Here is a 15,223-nt window from a genome sequence, read left to right as displayed (position 1 = left end):
ACCATGCTGACCGTCCTGATCGACTACGGCGCGGGGAACCTTCATTCCGCCGAGAAGGCGTTCCAGCGCATGGCGCGCGAGACGGGGGCGGGCCGCGTCCTCGTGTCGGACCGGACTGAGGATGTGGCGCAGGCGGACCGGTTGGTGTTGCCGGGGGACGGGGCGTTTCCGGCCTGCATGGCGGAACTTCGGGGACAGGAGGGGCTGTTCGACGCCTTGGTGGAAGGCGTTGAAATCAAAGCGAAACCTTTCCTCGGCATCTGCGTCGGGATGCAGCTCATGGCGCGGGCGGGGCATGAGTACGAGACGGTCGCGGGGCTTGGCTGGATCGACGGCGAGGTGCGGTGGATCGAACCGTCGGACCCGTCGCTGAAGGTGCCGCACATGGGGTGGAACGACCTGGTTATCGACCGGGCGCATCCGGTGACCGAAGGGTTAAGTACCGGGGATCATGCGTATTTCGTCCACTCCTACCAGATGGAGATGAATGACCCGACGCAACTGATCGCGCATTGCGATTATGGCGGGGCGGTGACGGCTATCGTCGGACGGGACACCATGGTCGGGACGCAGTTTCACCCCGAAAAGAGCCAGGCGGCGGGTCTGCGGCTGATCGCGAACTGGCTGCGCTGGATGCCCTGAACGCCACGTCGGTATCGCGTCGGTATCGCGTCGGTATTGCGTAGGTGTCTGGCGCCGCGTCCCGCCCGTGCTAGCATCATGGTCATGCGCAGCCTTGCCCTCCCTCTCCTACTCCTCTCCAGCCCTGCCCTCGCCCAGGAGGCGCCCCCGTTTGCGAGCTTCGACCTGGCGAGCGAGCCCGTCCTGAACGACCCGCACGACCTTGCGATGGGGCCTGACGGCCGGCTCTATGTCGCCGACAAGTTCGGCGCGCGGATCGCCGTCTTCGACCCCGAGACGCTGGAGCTGATCGAGATGCTGGGCGAAGGCTTCCTGCCAGGGGTCCACGACATCAGCTTCGGGCTCAACGGATCGATCGCCGTCGCGGTCACGAACGCCGGCGCGGTGGCGATCTACGAATCGCTCGACGTCCTGGGGGACGAACCCGACATCGGCGTGACGGCTCCGGGCACCGAGGGTGCGCTTCTGCATTCGAACGGCGACCTCTACGCGATGGCGAGCGCCATCGGCGTCCTCGCGCGGTTTCGCGACCTGAAGCTGGTTTCGACGGTCGAAGGGCATCCGGGCGCGCACGACGTGGCCGAGGCGGCGGATGGCGCGATCTGGGTCGCGGACAACGCGGCGCGGCGGCTGGTCAAGTATTCGCCGGACCTGGAGCGGCTACAGGTGATCGAAGGTCCGGCCTTCGGGTTTCGCGGTCCGCGCTATCTGGACGTGACAGAGACCGGGATGCTGGTGGTGGCCGACCAGGACGCGCATCGCATCCTGATGATCGACCCGGACGCGCCCGGAGGCGGAGCGCTGGTGGGGGTGTTGGGAGATGGGACGCCGGGTCTGGGACCGAACCGATTCGACGATCCCGAGGGTGTGGCGGTCGATGGCAGCCGCTACTTCTTCAGCGACTCGGACAACAACCGGATCGTTCGCTATTCCGTGGTGCTGAATTAGGTCTTACGCGTCGTCGCGGTCTTCGGACCGGATGTCGAGCCAGTCGGACACAAGCGCCATCGTCAGGACGAGGCTGCCGGTCAGCACGTAAGCCAGGAAGGACAGCGCCAGCGAGCCCGTCGCGTCCCAGGTCGAGATCGCGATCGCGAGCGCCGCGATGATGCTGATCGACAGATGAACCATGTGAAACCTCATCCCTGGGTTGTCGGGACAAGGTCACATCGAAATCTGACCAAACTGTGACTCGACCGTGGGCAAGATTTGGGCAGGCATTATTTAATACCTCGATTTTTAGGCGGATTGTCCGCCCATCTCCACGGACGGGTGAAGGGCGCCAGCGCTCTGGTGACGGCTGCATCGTCGCATCCCTCGCGTCCCGAGAGGCAGGCGACGAGGCCGAGCTTCTTGTCCTCCTCGACATGCGCAACCCCCGCGGGAAGACCCGCCGCTTCGAGCGTTGCGTCGTAGATGCGCGAGATGGCGCTGCGGCGGAGGTCGGGTTTGAAGACCTTGCCGACGGCGGTCTTGGGGATCTCGGGCAGGATCTCGACATACTTGGGGATCGCCGCGCGTTCGGAGACGCGCTCCTTCAGGAAGTCGAGCAGCTCCCCGGGGGTGGCGGTGCCGCCGGCGACGAGCTCGACGTAGACGCAGGGCACCTCGCCCGCGTGGGCGTCGGGCTGGCCGATGGCGCCGACGACGGCGACGGCCGGGTGGCCCGCCAGCGCCTCCTCGATCAGCGCGGGGTCGATGTTGTGGCCGCCGCGAATGATGAGATCCTTGGCCCGGCCGGTGATCCAGAGATACCCCTCGTCATCGATCCGGCCCAGATCGCCGGTGCGCAGGTAGCGGTCGTGGTGGTAGAGCTTCGCGTTCTTGTCGGCCTGCGTATAGGTGTTGCCGGGCCAGACGCCGGGGTTCGAGACGCATATCTCGCCGACCTCGTCCACGGCGCATTCCCTGACACCCTCGGCGGTTTCCGTGAGGATCTTCACGTCGGTATAGGGGAACGGAAAGCCGACTGAGCCGATCTTCTTGACGCCGCCGATGGGGTTGCAGGAGACGAGGCAGGTCGCCTCGGTCAGGCCGTAGCCCTCGACCACCTCGACGCCGCAGGAGGCCTCGAACCGCTTGAAGAGTTCGACCGGCAAGGGGGCGGAGCCCGAGAAGGCCATCTTCACCGACGAGAGGTCCGCGTTCACGGGCCGCTGCATGAGGGCCGCGAAGGCCGTGGGTACGCCGATGATGAAGGTGGCGCGCCAGCGTTCGACGAGCTTCCAGAAGTTGTCCATGACGCCGTCGCCGCGATACCCGGCGGGCGTCGGGAAGACGACGTGCGCGCCGGCGGACAGGGCCGACATCAGGACGGGTTCGACCGCGAAGACGTGGAACAGCGGCAGCGGGCACATGATGACGCTTTCGTGGTCGAAGAGAAGGTTCGCCCCGATCCAGCCGTTGTAGATCATGCCCTGGTAGCGGTGCTGGGCGATCTTCGGCATCCCCGTCGTGCCGCCGGTGTGGAAGAGTGCTGCGACGCGGTCCTGGCCGCCGTCCGCGAAGGTCAGCGTTTTCGGCTGCTTCGCGAGTTCGGCGTTGAAGTCGAGGACGCGCGCCTTGTGGGCCACCTTGTTCTTCGGGCGGATCAGCGGGACGATCAGCGTCTTGATCCCCTTGAGGTAGCGCAGGAGGTCGACTTCGAGAACGGTGGTCACGCCCGGCGCCTGTTCGATGGCGGCGGCGGCCTTCTGGGCGACCTCGGTCTTGGGGAAGCTCTTCAGTGTGACGACGAGCTTGGCGCCCGTCTCGCGCAAGAGTGCCGCGATCTGGTCGGTCTCGAGGAGCGGGTTGATCGGGCTGACCTTGCCCGCGATCATGCCGCCGAGAAGCGCGTAGGCCGTTTCCAGCGAGTTGGGGAGGATGCAGGCGACGACGTCGCCCTCGCCCACTCCGAGACTGCGGAAGAGGTTCGCGGCCTGGCAGCTTTTGTCGAGGACGGTCGACCAGTCGACGGTCTCGGATTTCGACGCCGGGTCGGAGAGGAGCTGGAACGACACCGCCGGACGGTCGCCGTGGACCTTGGCGGTGGCGTCGAGGCGGGCGTGGATGGTGCGGGGCTGGTCCCGATCCTGCCACGTCATCTCGGCCTCGATCGCGTCCCTGCGCTCGCGCGAAGAAAATTCCATCCGCTCCTCCCCTGTTGCGCAAAGTCTCACCGGAAATGGGCAACCGGGCAAGCGCGACCGGGCGTCAGGGACGCGGCGTCAGTAGAGAGAGCGGCGGTAGGCTTCCTCGAGATCGGCGTCGAGCTTCTTCAGCGTGCCCTCGTCGGCGGGGGCGCCGGCGGTCTGGTCGGTGAGCATCGCCATGAGCGAGGGCATCTCGGCGCGGTCGCGGTGCTGCGCCGGGTCCCAGAGGCGCGAGCGGCGGAGCGCCTTGGCGCAGTGGAGGAAGACTTCATCGACGCGCACGACGATGGCGAGGCGCGGGGCGCGGCCGTCGACGGCGAGGCTGTCGAGGAGAGCGGGATCGGTGACGAGGCGGGCGCGGCCGTTGATGCGGAGCGTTTCGTCGAAGCCGGGGACGAGGAAGAGGAGGCCCACGACGGGGTTCGCGGCGATGTTGGCCAGCGTGTCGAGGCGGTTGTTGCCGGGGCGGTCGGGGATGGCGAGGGTGCGGGCGTCGAGGAGGCGCACGAAGCCTGCAGGGTCGCCACGCGGGCTGACGTCGGCGCGGCCCTCGGCGGTCTGGGTGCCGATGCAGAGGAAGGGCGAGCGCGCGATGAAGTCGGCGGCGTGGCGGTCAATGTGGTCGAGGCACTTGAGCGCGGCCATCGTGTGCGTGGCCGGGTAGAGCGCGCGCAGCGACGCCTCGTCGGTGATCGTGTGGGCCGCGTCGAAGTCCGTGTCCGCCATGCTCTGTCCTTTCGTCGCCGACCGCGACAGGGCTAGCGCATCGCGCGCCCGGGTGAAATGCCTCAGAGCTCGGCGCCGTCGGTGAACTGGAGCCGCGCGAGGCGCGCGTAGAGACCGCCCTCGGTCACGAGGCTGTCGTGGGTACCCTGGGCGACGATGCGGCCGTGGTCGAAGACGAGGATGCGGTCGGCCTTCTTCACCGTCGCAAGGCGGTGCGCGACGACAAGCGTGGTGCGGCCCGAGGACAGCCGCTCGACGGCGTCCTGCACGAGGCGTTCGCTTTCGGCGTCAAGCGCGCTTGTCGCCTCGTCGAGAAGGAGGATCGGCGCGTCGCGCAGGATGGCGCGGGCGATGGCGATGCGCTGCTTCTGGCCGCCCGACAGCATCACGCCGCGCTCGCCGACATAGGTGTCGTAGCCATCCGGAAGGGCCGCGAGGAAGTCGTGGGCGGCGGCGGCGCGGGCGGCGTCCTCGACCTCGGCATCCGTGGCGTCGGGGCGGCCGAAGCGGATGTTCTCGCGCGCGGTGTCGGCGAAGACGACGGGCTCCTGCGGGACGAGGGCGACGTGGCGGCGGAAGTCGGACCGGGCCAGCGTCGTCAGGTCGTGGCCGTCGATGCTGACGCGGCCCTTCGCCGGATCCCAGAAGCGGAGGAGAAGCTGGATCACGGTCGACTTGCCGGCGCCCGACGGCCCGACGAGCGCCACCGTCTCACCTGGAGATACGTCGAAGCTGACGTCTTCCAGCGCGGCGGCGTCGGGCCGGGACGGATAGCGGAACGAGACGCCCTCGAACGCCACGCGACCCGCGACGGGCGGGGTCAGAGCCTCGGGCGCTTCGGGGTCGGACACGGTGTCGCTGGCGTTCAGAAGTTCGACAAGGCGCTCGGTGGCGCCGGCCGCGCGCTGAAGCTCGCCCCAGATCTCGGACAGCGCGCCAACCGCGCCCGCGACCATGACGGCGTAGATGACGAACTGCACCAGCTCGCCCACGGTCATGGTGTCGGCGCGCACGTCGCGCGCCCCGATCCAGAGAACGCCGACGACGCCCGAGAAGATCAGCGTGATGACGATGACCGTCATCAGCGCCCGCGTGCCGACCCGCTTTCTCGCCGCGACGAAGCTTTTTTCGGTCACGTCGGCGAAGCGCGCGCGGCTCTTGCCTTCGTGCGTATAGGCCTGCACCGCCTGCACCGAGAGCAGCGTCTCGGAAGCCGAACCGGAAGACGAGGCGATCCAGTCCTGGTTCTCGCGGCTGAGAACGCGCAGGCGGCGGCCGAGGACCACGATCGGGACGATGATGACGGGCACGATCAGCAGGACGAGGCCCGCGAGCTTGGGCGAGGTGACGAAGAGAAGGACCAGGCCGCCGATAAGGATCAGCACGTTCCGCAGCGCCACCGAGACCGACGACCCGATGACGGACAGGATGAGCGTCGTGTCGGTGGTGATGCGGCTCAGGACTTCGCCCGTCATGATGCGCTCGTAGAAGGCGGGGCTCATGCCGATCATGCGGTCGAAGACGGCGGTTCGGATGTCGGCCACGACCCGTTCGCCCAGACGCGTGACGAGGTAATAGCGAACGCCCGTCCCGATGGCGAGGAAGACGACGATGGCGAGTGCGGCGCTGAAATAGCCGTCGAGAAGCTCGGAGGCCGAGGTTTCGAACCCGTCGACCACGCGGCGGACGGCCACGGGCAGGATGAGGGAAATCATCGCCGTGACGACGAGGGCGACACCTGCGGCGAGGAGCATCCGGGGATATCGCCAGACGAACGGCCAGAGGGCCCTCAGCGCGCCGACGTTGCGGGACGTCGCCCGGTCTTCCGTTTGTGATGCGGCCATGAGCTCTCCCTCGTGCGGGCCGGATACCCAAGGGGCGGCGGGGCCGCAAGGTTCAGGTCGTCACAGGGCGGTGCGGAATTCGGGAGGGGGTCTGGAGCGGGCGGCGGGAATCGAACCCGCGTCATCAGCTTGGAAGGCATGCGTCAGCACTCGAACTATTCAATCTAAATCAGCAAGTTAAGCTGACCTAGGCTAGTGCTTTGCAGGTAAAATGTCGGAAAGTATTTTGTGGAGCGGGCGGCGGGAATCGAACCCGCACGTTCAGCTTGGAAGGCTGACAGGCTACCACTACATCACGCCCGCGCAGATTTATTCGGTGAGTATTTCAATGGTCGTGCGGGGTCAAGCATATGTCCTGAACGGGCGGCGCTGACGTCCTGCAGCACCGTCCTGCATCGCATGTCGCTTCTGCACACCTCCCGCCCCTGCCCTCCGGTATGACAAAGGCTGGGATGTAGCCAGCGGGCTTGCCCAACATCTACGTCTGTTCCCGGACTACGCGATCGTAATTGCAATGGTCGACACGGTCTCGGCTTTGCGGGATTTTCCGGACCTCTGCGTGCTTAATCCTCTATAAGGATCCAGTTGTATCTGATGTCGCTACGTTAGGAATCACTGGTTGCGAAAGCCGGAGCTCGACCCCTACCGCGCCAAGCGGAACTTCAAGCGGACGCCGGAGCCAGCGGGCACGCGGACCGAACTGGGGCAGCAGCGTTTCGTCATTCACAAGCATCACGCGACAGCCGACCACTACGACCTTCGCCTCGAACTCGACGGCGTTCTGAAAAGCTGGGCCGTGCCGAAGGGTCCGTTGCTCGACCCGTCGCAGAAACGCTTTGCAGTCGAGACTGAGGACCATCCTGTCGAATACCTTGATTTCGAGGGCGTGATCCCCGCCGGCGAGTACGGCGGCGGCCCAATGATCGTGTGGGACACCGGCACCTGGGCTCCAATGGGCGACGCGGTCGCGGACCTCGCCTCAGGCGGGTTCAAGTTTCGGCTGTGGGGCGAGAAGCTCAAGGGTGGCTGGATGCTGGTCCGGCTCAAGAAGAAGCGCGGCGAGGACAAGGCAGGCTGGCTCCTGTTCAAGGAACATGACCAGAGCGCGTCGACTGAAGGAGACATTCTCGTCGATCGCCCCGAGAGCGTGAAGTCTGGCCGTCGCATCGAAGATCTCGTTGCGCCACTGCCCGTCCCGAAGCGAACAGCGAAGCCGCGTCCCGATCGGTTGAAAGGGGCGGTGAAGTCGCCGCCTCCCGCCGGCTTGAAGCCGCAACTCGCGTCGCCCGCCGCGCGCCCTCCTGAAAGCGACGATTGGTTGCACGAGATCAAGTATGACGGCTACCGCACTCTGGCGCAGATCAGCGGCGGCGACGTACGCCTGGTCACTCGAGGCGGGCTCGACTGGACAAAGCGCTACGGTGCTCTCGCCGACGCCTTTGCCACGTTGTCATGCCGGGAGGCACTCATTGACGGCGAGATCGTCGTTGCGGACGCGCAGGGCATCAGCCGCTTCGCTCTGCTCCAGAAAGCCTTGTCCGAGGGACCTTCGACCCAGCTCTTGTTCTACGCCTTCGATCTGCTTTACCTCAACGGCTGGGACCTGACCGCGTGCACGCTCTCGAAGCGCAAGGCGCTCCTGGTCCGGCTTCTCGCCGAGCAACCGAAAAATCACGCAATCCAGTATTCCGACCACGTCGAGGGCGGGGGGGTGTCGTTTTTCGAGCGGGTGTCCGAGATGGGCCTGGAGGGCATCGTCTCAAAGCGAGGGAACGCGACCTACCGGCCGGGCCGCACCCTCACCTGGACCAAGACCAAGGCGCTCAATATCGGGGACTTCGCGATCGCGGGCTATTCGGTATCGGAGGCGGCAGGAGGTCTGGCTGCGCTGGCGCTTGCAGAGGTCGAGGGCGACGGTCTCAGGTATGTCGGCAAGGTCGGGACAGGGTTCGACCGGGCAACGGCACAGGACCTCTTGGCCCGGCTTGAGCTGCTGCGGGATCCAGGTCTCTCCCTGGACGGAGCGCCGCGGGACGTGGTGGCCGTTCGGCCGGTTTTGACCGCTCACGTGCATTATGCGACCCGCACCGCGACCAACGCCTTGCGCCATGCCGTCTTCAAAGGCCTGCGGACGGTGAGCTTCGGGACCGATGCGCCGTCAAGACGCACGCGGCTGATCTCAGACGCCGACCTGGCTGCGATCTGGGTAACAAACCCGACCCGGCGTCTTTTTGGCAGGAACGGCCCGACCAAGCTCGACGTCGCGGTCTACTATGCCCGAATAGGCGACTTCATGCTGCCACATCTGTTGAACCGACCCGTCTCGTTGGTGCGCTGCCCGACTGGCCGGCCCCAGGACTGCTTCTTCCAGCGCCACGCGTTCACCGGAATGCCGGCCTCGGTCGGCACCTTCCAGAGCCGCGCGTCGGATAGCGACGACAAGACCTATCTCAGCATCGAGGACGTACCCGGATATCTGGCGCTGGCCCAGTTCGGCGTCGTCGAGTTCCACACCTGGGGTTCAACCCGCACGAGCCTCGAAAAGCCTGATCGGGTCACCTTCGACCTTGATCCGGGCGAGGACCTGCCCTGGCGCGAAGTGGTCGAGGCGGCGATCCATGTGCGCGAGGAACTCCGCAGGATCGGTCTCCATCCGTTTGTGAAGACCACCGGTGGCAAGGGACTGCATGTGCTCGTCCCGATCAGGCCCAGGCTGAGTTGGGACAGGGTTCACAAGGCGACGGGGGCAATTGCTGAAACCCTCGCCGCCGGCGCCCCGAATGTATTCATAACCACTATGGCCAAGAACAAGCGCAGGGGTCGGATCTTCATCGATTTCCATAGGAACGCCCGCCATCAGACGGCCGTCGCCCCATATTCGTTGCGCGCGAACACCAATCTCCCTGTTTCGACGCCGATCGCCTGGTCCGATCTCGAGACCGTCGACGCGGCAGGGGATCTGAACTATTCTACTGTACCGGGGCTTGTCGCGGGCTCCGGAGATCCGTGGGCCGACATCGCAAGCTTGGCCCGCGACCTTCCGGAGAACGTTGAGGCGAGCTGACAACGCGGAGTTATCGACATGGCGCCCAGAGCAAGCTGGAAGGGCTATCTGAGACTGAGCCTCGTGACCTGTCCGGTCCGGCTTTACCCGGCCACCAGTACGGCGGACCGGATCAGTTTCAATCAACTGCACAAGGACACCCACAACCGGATCAACATGAAGCCGGTCGATCCCGAGCTCGGGCTGGTTGAACGCTCCGATCTGGTGAAGGGCTACGAGTACGAGGACAAGAAATACATAATCATCGAGGACGAAGACCTCGAGGCGGTGAAGATCGAGGCAAACCACACCTTGAACATCGAGGCGTTTGTGGACGCCTCCGAGATCGAGCCGATCTATCTCGACGCGCCGTATTACCTGGCACCTGACGGAGCGATGGCCGAGGAGACCTTCATCGTCTTGCGGGAGGCGCTGCGGGCGTCGGGCAAGGCAGCAATTGCGCGTCTCGTCCTGTCGAGCCGCGAGCGCGTGGTTGCCATCGGTGCGCTCGATGCGGGGATGTTCCTACAGACCCTCCGCAACCCGAACGAGGTCCGGGGTACGAGCGCCTACTTCGACGGCATCCCGACCGGGAAACCCGACGCCGACATGCTGGCGATGGCGGAGAAGCTGATCGAGCAGAAGACCGTCACGTTCGATCCCGCATCCTACGAAGACCGCTACGAGGTCGCGCTGATGGAAATGATCAAGAACAAGCTTAAGGGTCACAAGCCGATCTACGCAGCGGCTCCGGAACGCGGCAACGTGGTGAACCTGATGGATGCGCTGAAGGCGAGTCTGTCGGAGCAGAAACCTCCGGCCAGGAGTCAGAGCAAGTCGTCCAAAGGGACGGCGACGACGAAGGCCGCCCCGAAGAAGACCGCTTCTGGCGGTCGCGCCTCCAAAGCCGGAAAGTGAAACCGCTCGCTGGCAGGACCTTCGGTATCGTCGGTGCGCTGGAGGCCTTCCCGTACCGGATCGCCAGACGCGAGATCGAGCGGCTGGGCGGTCGCTTGCGGCGCAGTTCGGGTCGAGGCATCACCACCGTCGTCTACGGCCGAAAGCTGCTGCGCCGGGCCAGCCTCGACGGTGTCGTGACCTCGTTTCGTGCGCTTGTTGCAGAGCGACGGCGACCGATCAGCGAGGCGGGGTTCCTGCGTCGAAATGGGCTGTCACCCGACGCGGACCAGGGCTCGCATCCGCGCAGCGTGATGATCGAGAAATCCGGGCTGCCAGCCGAGACCTTCGACCTGCTGGCGCTCTTCGACGCCTTCGAGCGCGACGTGGAGCCGTTCACGTTCCGCGACCTGATCCTCGCCCGCAAGTATCGCGGGCTGAGCGAGGCCGGCGCTGACTGGGACGCGATTGCCCGTGCCGTCCACAAGGTGCCGCAGGTCGGCGCCCTGGCAGCTCTGACTCTGGACGTCGAGGCGCGGGAAATCATCGAGCGGCGGGATGGCTGGACCTGCGAACTCTCTGGTCAGGGTCTGCTGGACCTCGGTTACGACGGCGTTAACATAGACGATCTGTTCGAAAGCGCCGAGGCGGCAGAAACCTCCGGCGACCTGGAAGCGGCCGTGGGTCTTTACGGTCGATGCCTGGCCGTCGACCCGACCGACAGCGTCGCCTCCTTCAACCGCGCCAACTGCCTGCGCGAGCTTGGTCGATCGGTGGAGGCGGCACAGGACTACGCGCGCGCAGCCAAGCACGATCCGGGGTTCGTCGAGGCCTGGTTCAACCTCGCCGCCCTGATGCTCGACGAAGGTCATCCCGACAGCGCGCGGCGGCACCTGAGGCGTGCCCTGGCGCTCGATAGAAGTTATGCGGACGCTGCGTTCAACCTGGGCAAATTGGAGTTCGACGCCGGCGATTTGTCCGAAGCGCGACTTTGGTGGAGCCGCTACCTGGAGCTCGACCGCCACAGCGAGTGGGCGCAACGCGCGCGGAACGGCTTGCGCTTGATCGCCATGCAGGCGGAAGCGGAGACCGGCTGATGGACTTCCTTGTCGACGGTCCGCAGGACGCCTCTGTGACCGTCCTGTTCGCCCACGGCGCCGGTGCGCCGATGGACTCGCCGTCGTTGGATGCGACTGTCAAGGCGTTCGCCGGGCGCGGACTTCGTGTTGCCCGGTTCGAGTTCGGCTACATGGCAGCGCGCCGCACGGGCACGCGCAGACCCCCGCCGCGGGCAGAGGCCCTAGAACCGGAATACTTCGCCGCGATCGATGCGCTGGAGCGGCCGGGCAGGCTCGTGATCGGCGGCAAGTCGATGGGTGGCCGCGTCGCCAGCATGGTCGCCGAGGCGCTCTATGATGAAGGCAAGATCGCGGGGCTGCTTTGCCTCGGCTATCCGTTCCACCCACCCAGCAAACCTCACCAGTTGCGGACACAACACCTTCTCACACTGACCGTGCCCACCCTCATTTGCCAGGGCACGCGGGACGAGTTCGGCGCCGTCGAGGAGGTGCCGGGTTACGCACTTCCTCAGAGTATCGAGATACTCTGGCTCGAGGACGGCAACCACGATCTAACGCCGCGCAAGAAGATATCCGGCCACACCAAGTCGGAACACCTCGATCGGGTCGCAGACCGGGTCGCTGAATGGGCGCAAGGTCTCGCTGCCCGGGGATGAAGATCGCCACCTTCAACATTAACAATATCCGCAAACGGTTGCCAAATCTCCTTGCCTGGCTTGCCGAAGCCGAACCGGATGTCGTGTGCCTGCAGGAGCTGAAGACCACTGACCGCCAGTTCCCGTCGAGCGCGCTTGAGAAGGCGGGCTACTCGTCGGTCTGGCTTGGACAGTCGACATGGAACGGCGTTGCGATCTTGTCCCGGGACCGTGCGCCGGTCCTGGTCCGCTACGGTCTTCCCGGCGATCTAAACGACCGCCAGGCTCGCTACATCGAGGCCGCGGTTGACGGCGTTGTAATCTGCAGCCTCTACGCCCCCAACGGCAATCCCCAACCGGGCCCGAAGTTCGATTACAAGCTTGCCTGGAACGAGCGCCTGATCGCCCATGCAGCCGAGCTTCAGGCCACAGGCGTCCCTGTCGTCTTGGCCGGTGACTTCAACATTGTGCCGGAATCCTGCGACGTCTATCCCTCCCGGTCCTATGCCGACAATGCATTGGTTCAGGCCGAGCCGCGCCGCCAGTATCGCTCCTTGCTAGACGCCGGATGGACCGATGCGCTCCGCGCTCTTTACCCGGAAGAGACGCTCTACACCTTTTGGGATTATCGTCGGAACAGGTGGCAACGGAACGCAGGTCTAAGGTTGGATCATGTGTTGCTGTCCGGCAGCATGAGGGAACGGCTCGTGTCAGGTGGCATTGATCGCTACGTTCGTGGCCAGGACGGCGCCAGCGACCATGCCCCAGTGTGGATTGATATCAACCGAAAGAAGGTGTGAACGCAGAAGCCTCGGGATGTCGAATCCTCGATTGCCGAGGGCATGATTCTCGCGTCGCCGTGCAGCGTCTGGTCGGCGTCGGTAAGCAGGTAGCGATGCTGTATGACCCAATCCTTTGAGCGCCTCATCGGGTTGAGACGCCTCGAACCTCTGGCCCTGCCCTTTTTGGCACCACTGCGGACTTGCCTTCAGATGGGCTAATACGGCCTTTACAGAGGCGTGGCGGATCAGGCCAACGACGCAGTCCTATGCCGTGTGTTCTCTGGCGGCGGAGGCTTGGGAAGTGGTGGCAGCAGCTGAACTTCGTCCTTGATGAGCGACTGCCCAAGCATGACGGCATCTAAAATTTTGATCTTGAGTTTAGAGCGGCGACCCGCCAAAATTCCAACGAAACTGCACGGGCAGACATCATAACGATCACTCCGCTCTTCTGAAGCACTCATGAGCAAGGTAGAAAAATGTCCGCTACAATCGATGCCGTCATCAAGGACATCAACGCGTCGCTACCAGAGCGAAAGTTGATCGGGCTGATCGAGCGAACAAACCTTTCCGCAGATTTGAAAGCTCTTCTTGCCGACCTCGCGAAAATTACAGTGCAATTAGGAGGGAAGCTCGTAGCAATTGGCCGGAAGATTTTGGCCTTCGCTTTTGACTTAATTAAAGCATTTCCAACGGTAACGCTCGGGATCATCGCAGCTCTTGTCATTTCGAGTTTGATTGCAGCAATCCCGTTATTCGGTGGAGTCCTTGCCGCTGCACTTAGTTCGCTACTTCTGGTTCTTGGTATTAGCACAGGCGCTTTGAAGGATTTCACCAGCGATAAGTTGGGGGCACGTATTGAGTCACTGGTGAATTCCTTCAGTGCACTTGCGGAAATATAAATGGCGCCTAGCGAACAACAGCTCGTAGATGCCCTTAGCACGGTTGATTTGGTTGTCGCCGATACAAATAAATTTAAGATCAAACTCGGGATCGGCGAAGACGCGTATAGCACTCTGAAGCTGACCAAGACGCTGCAGACGCTTTGGGATATCAAGGGCGCCGGAGCGGCGGGAGCGGCGGCGGCGGCATCTCCGGCCGTAGCGACGACGTTCTTCGGCGGCGGTGGCATTCTATCAGTTTTAGGGTTTGGCGCCGCAGCTACCACACCAGTCGGTTGGATTATTGCTGCAGCTGTTGGTTCTGGGGCCGCATACTACGGCGCAATGCAGTTTTTCTCTAAGTACAGCTCATCACGCGTCGACACCATTCCAAAATTTATCAACACTCCGATCGACCTTCTTGGCGCCACCATTTTTGATATGATGGCAGGACTCGCCTTGAAAGTTGCTGATTTCGCAGGTGAAATCGACGAAGCAGAAAGAATTGCGGTGGTCGAGTACTTTACTGAAGAATGGGGGATTTCGCGGGACTACAGCGTCAAAGCGTTGCCGCTAGTTGAAACCCAAATTCGCCAGCGGACATTAAAGAACATGGCCAAATCCCTGGCAGAATTTCAAATGGACAACCCAGATTGTAATCCCTCCGCTATGAGGAAGGACATTAGGGGATTTCTTGAAGAGATTGCTTTTGCAGATGGAGAGTTCGACGAGCGCGAAGAACTGGCCATAGAGACTATCGAGCGTGAACTCAGCGCTCACTTCGCTACGCGCAGTCAGGTTACCAGGGCAGTGTCGCAGTATACTAGCACAGTTGCGGAAGTGGCGCAGAGCGGTTCGGCTGTAGCAGCCGAGCAAGCTCAGAGGGCTATGAGCAAGGCCAATAGGCTGTTAAATAGTTTTTTCAGGAAAAAGGGATCTTGAGTCTAGCAGTGCGCCGGTATTTGCGCGGTTAGTGCGGCGCAAGTAAGTTTTGCGCGATCTTCGGACTAATGGCGCCCTTGGATTTGACCGAGCGTTATCTCAGCCACCGGCCTTTCTGGATAAACAATCTTGTAGGTACCACTCCTAGTTTGCCATCGATTGATTGCTCCGAAAAAGTGCCGACGAGTCCATATTCAATAGCGGTCAGGGATGATCCATATATCGACCGCGCGACTGCGCGGAGCGCAGATACCGCATCCAAACAAATGAACAAGTTGTGGTTGTTGTAAGTGTAGTTATCAGGACGTGTAGAGGCATACTCTGCGCCTTCGAAGCTTCAAGCGCGCGCTCGGGCCTATCGGACGGTGAAGCTTAATCTGGTCTCAGTCGGCTGATGGCCGGGAGCAGACGTCCAGAACCGCGCAGTGCTTGACCGCTTCCGGCCCTGACCGGCCATTCGCCACCAGCTACTCTCTGTGATGCGGTTTCCGAAAGTGGGCGTTGCCGCATGGTTGCGGCAATGTAGGATTATTGAGCGTCGACGATGCGGACCAATCGAGCTTCCGGGGGCCAAGGTTGGAAGCAGCGCAATCAACCCACGGACTCTACGTTAATTCGGAG

At 63.5% G+C, this 15,223-nt stretch carries 13 protein-coding genes and 1 tRNA gene; 9 read left to right on the top strand and 5 right to left on the bottom strand.

Annotation, left to right across the window (positions count from 1 at the left end):
• Positions 1 to 3: 3 nt before the first annotated feature.
• Both hisH and C8D95_RS05840 read left to right on the top strand, forming a co-directional pair.
• On the top strand, positions 4 to 642 hold the full coding sequence (gene hisH / locus C8D95_RS05845) for an imidazole glycerol phosphate synthase subunit HisH (RefSeq protein ID WP_109758230.1): 639 nt from the start codon (positions 4 to 6) through the stop codon (positions 640 to 642).
• Between the two features lie 84 nt (positions 643 to 726).
• Positions 727 to 1,590 (top strand): Vgb family protein, encoded by an 864-nt coding sequence (locus C8D95_RS05840; protein ID WP_164721683.1) that lies wholly within the window; start codon positions 727 to 729, stop codon positions 1,588 to 1,590.
• 3 nt (positions 1,591 to 1,593) lie between these two features.
• On the opposite strand, the gene C8D95_RS05835 is transcribed toward C8D95_RS05840, so the two are convergent.
• From C8D95_RS05835 to C8D95_RS05815, 5 genes are all read right to left on the bottom strand, one after another.
• Complete coding sequence (locus C8D95_RS05835; protein ID WP_109758228.1) at positions 1,594 to 1,773, bottom strand: hypothetical protein; 180 nt, start codon at positions 1,771 to 1,773, stop codon at positions 1,594 to 1,596.
• Positions 1,774 to 1,862: 89 nt separating this feature from the next.
• Complete coding sequence (locus C8D95_RS05830) at positions 1,863 to 3,773, bottom strand: acyl-CoA synthetase (protein WP_109758227.1); 1,911 nt, start codon at positions 3,771 to 3,773, stop codon at positions 1,863 to 1,865.
• A 78-nt stretch (positions 3,774 to 3,851) separates the two neighbouring features.
• Positions 3,852 to 4,502 carry a pyridoxamine 5'-phosphate oxidase family protein gene (locus C8D95_RS05825; RefSeq protein ID WP_109758226.1) on the bottom strand — a complete coding sequence of 217 codons (651 nt, stop codon included), beginning with the start codon at positions 4,500 to 4,502 and terminating at the stop codon, positions 3,852 to 3,854.
• Positions 4,503 to 4,564: 62 nt separating this feature from the next.
• On the bottom strand, positions 4,565 to 6,346 hold the full coding sequence (locus C8D95_RS05820; protein ID WP_109758225.1) for an ABC transporter transmembrane domain-containing protein: 1,782 nt from the start codon (positions 6,344 to 6,346) through the stop codon (positions 4,565 to 4,567).
• Positions 6,347 to 6,575: 229 nt separating this feature from the next.
• Positions 6,576 to 6,649 (bottom strand) — tRNA-Gly (locus C8D95_RS05815).
• 316 nt (positions 6,650 to 6,965) lie between these two features.
• On the opposite strand from C8D95_RS05815, the gene ligD reads away from it, so the two are divergent.
• The 7 genes from ligD (at position 6,966) to C8D95_RS05780 (ending at position 14,602) form a co-directional block, all read left to right on the top strand.
• Positions 6,966 to 9,410 carry a DNA ligase D gene (gene ligD, locus C8D95_RS05810; RefSeq protein WP_109758224.1) on the top strand — a complete coding sequence of 815 codons (2,445 nt, stop codon included), beginning with the start codon at positions 6,966 to 6,968 and terminating at the stop codon, positions 9,408 to 9,410.
• 18 nt (positions 9,411 to 9,428) lie between these two features.
• The gene (gene ku, locus C8D95_RS05805; RefSeq protein ID WP_109758223.1) at positions 9,429 to 10,307 is read left to right on the top strand and encodes a non-homologous end joining protein Ku; all 879 of its coding nucleotides are present in this window, start codon (positions 9,429 to 9,431) and stop codon (positions 10,305 to 10,307) included.
• Positions 10,304 to 11,383, top strand: a complete 1,080-nt coding sequence (locus C8D95_RS05800) for a tetratricopeptide repeat protein (protein ID WP_109758222.1) — start codon at positions 10,304 to 10,306, stop codon at positions 11,381 to 11,383. Before ku ends, C8D95_RS05800 begins: the two co-directional genes overlap by 4 nt.
• Positions 11,383 to 12,021, top strand: a complete 639-nt coding sequence (locus tag C8D95_RS05795) for an alpha/beta hydrolase family protein (RefSeq protein ID WP_109758221.1) — start codon at positions 11,383 to 11,385, stop codon at positions 12,019 to 12,021. The genes C8D95_RS05800 and C8D95_RS05795 overlap by 1 nt, the downstream gene beginning before the upstream one ends.
• A complete protein-coding gene (xth, locus tag C8D95_RS05790; protein ID WP_109758220.1) occupies positions 12,018 to 12,800 on the top strand; it encodes an exodeoxyribonuclease III in 783 nt (260 codons plus the stop codon). Before C8D95_RS05795 ends, xth begins: the two co-directional genes overlap by 4 nt.
• 458 nt (positions 12,801 to 13,258) lie before the next feature.
• Entirely contained in the window at positions 13,259 to 13,681 is a 423-nt protein-coding gene (locus tag C8D95_RS05785) for a hypothetical protein (protein ID WP_109758219.1), read from the top strand.
• A complete protein-coding gene (locus tag C8D95_RS05780) occupies positions 13,682 to 14,602 on the top strand; it encodes a tellurite resistance TerB family protein (protein WP_109758218.1) in 921 nt (306 codons plus the stop codon).
• Positions 14,603 to 15,223: the final 621 nt, after the last annotated feature.

Origin of the sequence: Silicimonas algicola, from assembly GCF_003148765.1 — a bacterium.
In the GTDB taxonomy this organism is placed as follows: Bacteria; Pseudomonadota; Alphaproteobacteria; order Rhodobacterales; family Rhodobacteraceae; genus Silicimonas; species Silicimonas algicola.
This window is presented reverse-complemented; position numbering and strand designations above follow the sequence as displayed.

Bases quoted from the DNA above. Each gene is read 5' to 3' on its own strand.
- C8D95_RS05835 (WP_109758228.1), bottom strand. From the start codon at position 1,773: ATGGTTCATCTGTCGATCAGCATCATCGCGGCGCTCGCGATCGCGATC.
- xth (WP_109758220.1), top strand. From the start codon at position 12,018: ATGAAGATCGCCACCTTCAACATTAACAATATCCGCAAACGGTTGCCA.
- C8D95_RS05825 (WP_109758226.1), bottom strand. From the start codon at position 4,502: ATGGCGGACACGGACTTCGACGCGGCCCACACGATCACCGACGAGGCG.
- C8D95_RS05820 (WP_109758225.1), bottom strand. From the start codon at position 6,346: ATGGCCGCATCACAAACGGAAGACCGGGCGACGTCCCGCAACGTCGGC.
- C8D95_RS05840 (WP_164721683.1), top strand. From the start codon at position 727: ATGCGCAGCCTTGCCCTCCCTCTCCTACTCCTCTCCAGCCCTGCCCTC.
- ku (WP_109758223.1), top strand. From the start codon at position 9,429: ATGGCGCCCAGAGCAAGCTGGAAGGGCTATCTGAGACTGAGCCTCGTG.
- C8D95_RS05830 (WP_109758227.1), bottom strand. From the start codon at position 3,773: ATGGAATTTTCTTCGCGCGAGCGCAGGGACGCGATCGAGGCCGAGATG.
- hisH (WP_109758230.1), top strand. From the start codon at position 4: ATGCTGACCGTCCTGATCGACTACGGCGCGGGGAACCTTCATTCCGCC.
- C8D95_RS05795 (WP_109758221.1), top strand. From the start codon at position 11,383: ATGGACTTCCTTGTCGACGGTCCGCAGGACGCCTCTGTGACCGTCCTG.
- C8D95_RS05780 (WP_109758218.1), top strand. From the start codon at position 13,682: ATGGCGCCTAGCGAACAACAGCTCGTAGATGCCCTTAGCACGGTTGAT.
- C8D95_RS05785 (WP_109758219.1), top strand. From the start codon at position 13,259: ATGTCCGCTACAATCGATGCCGTCATCAAGGACATCAACGCGTCGCTA.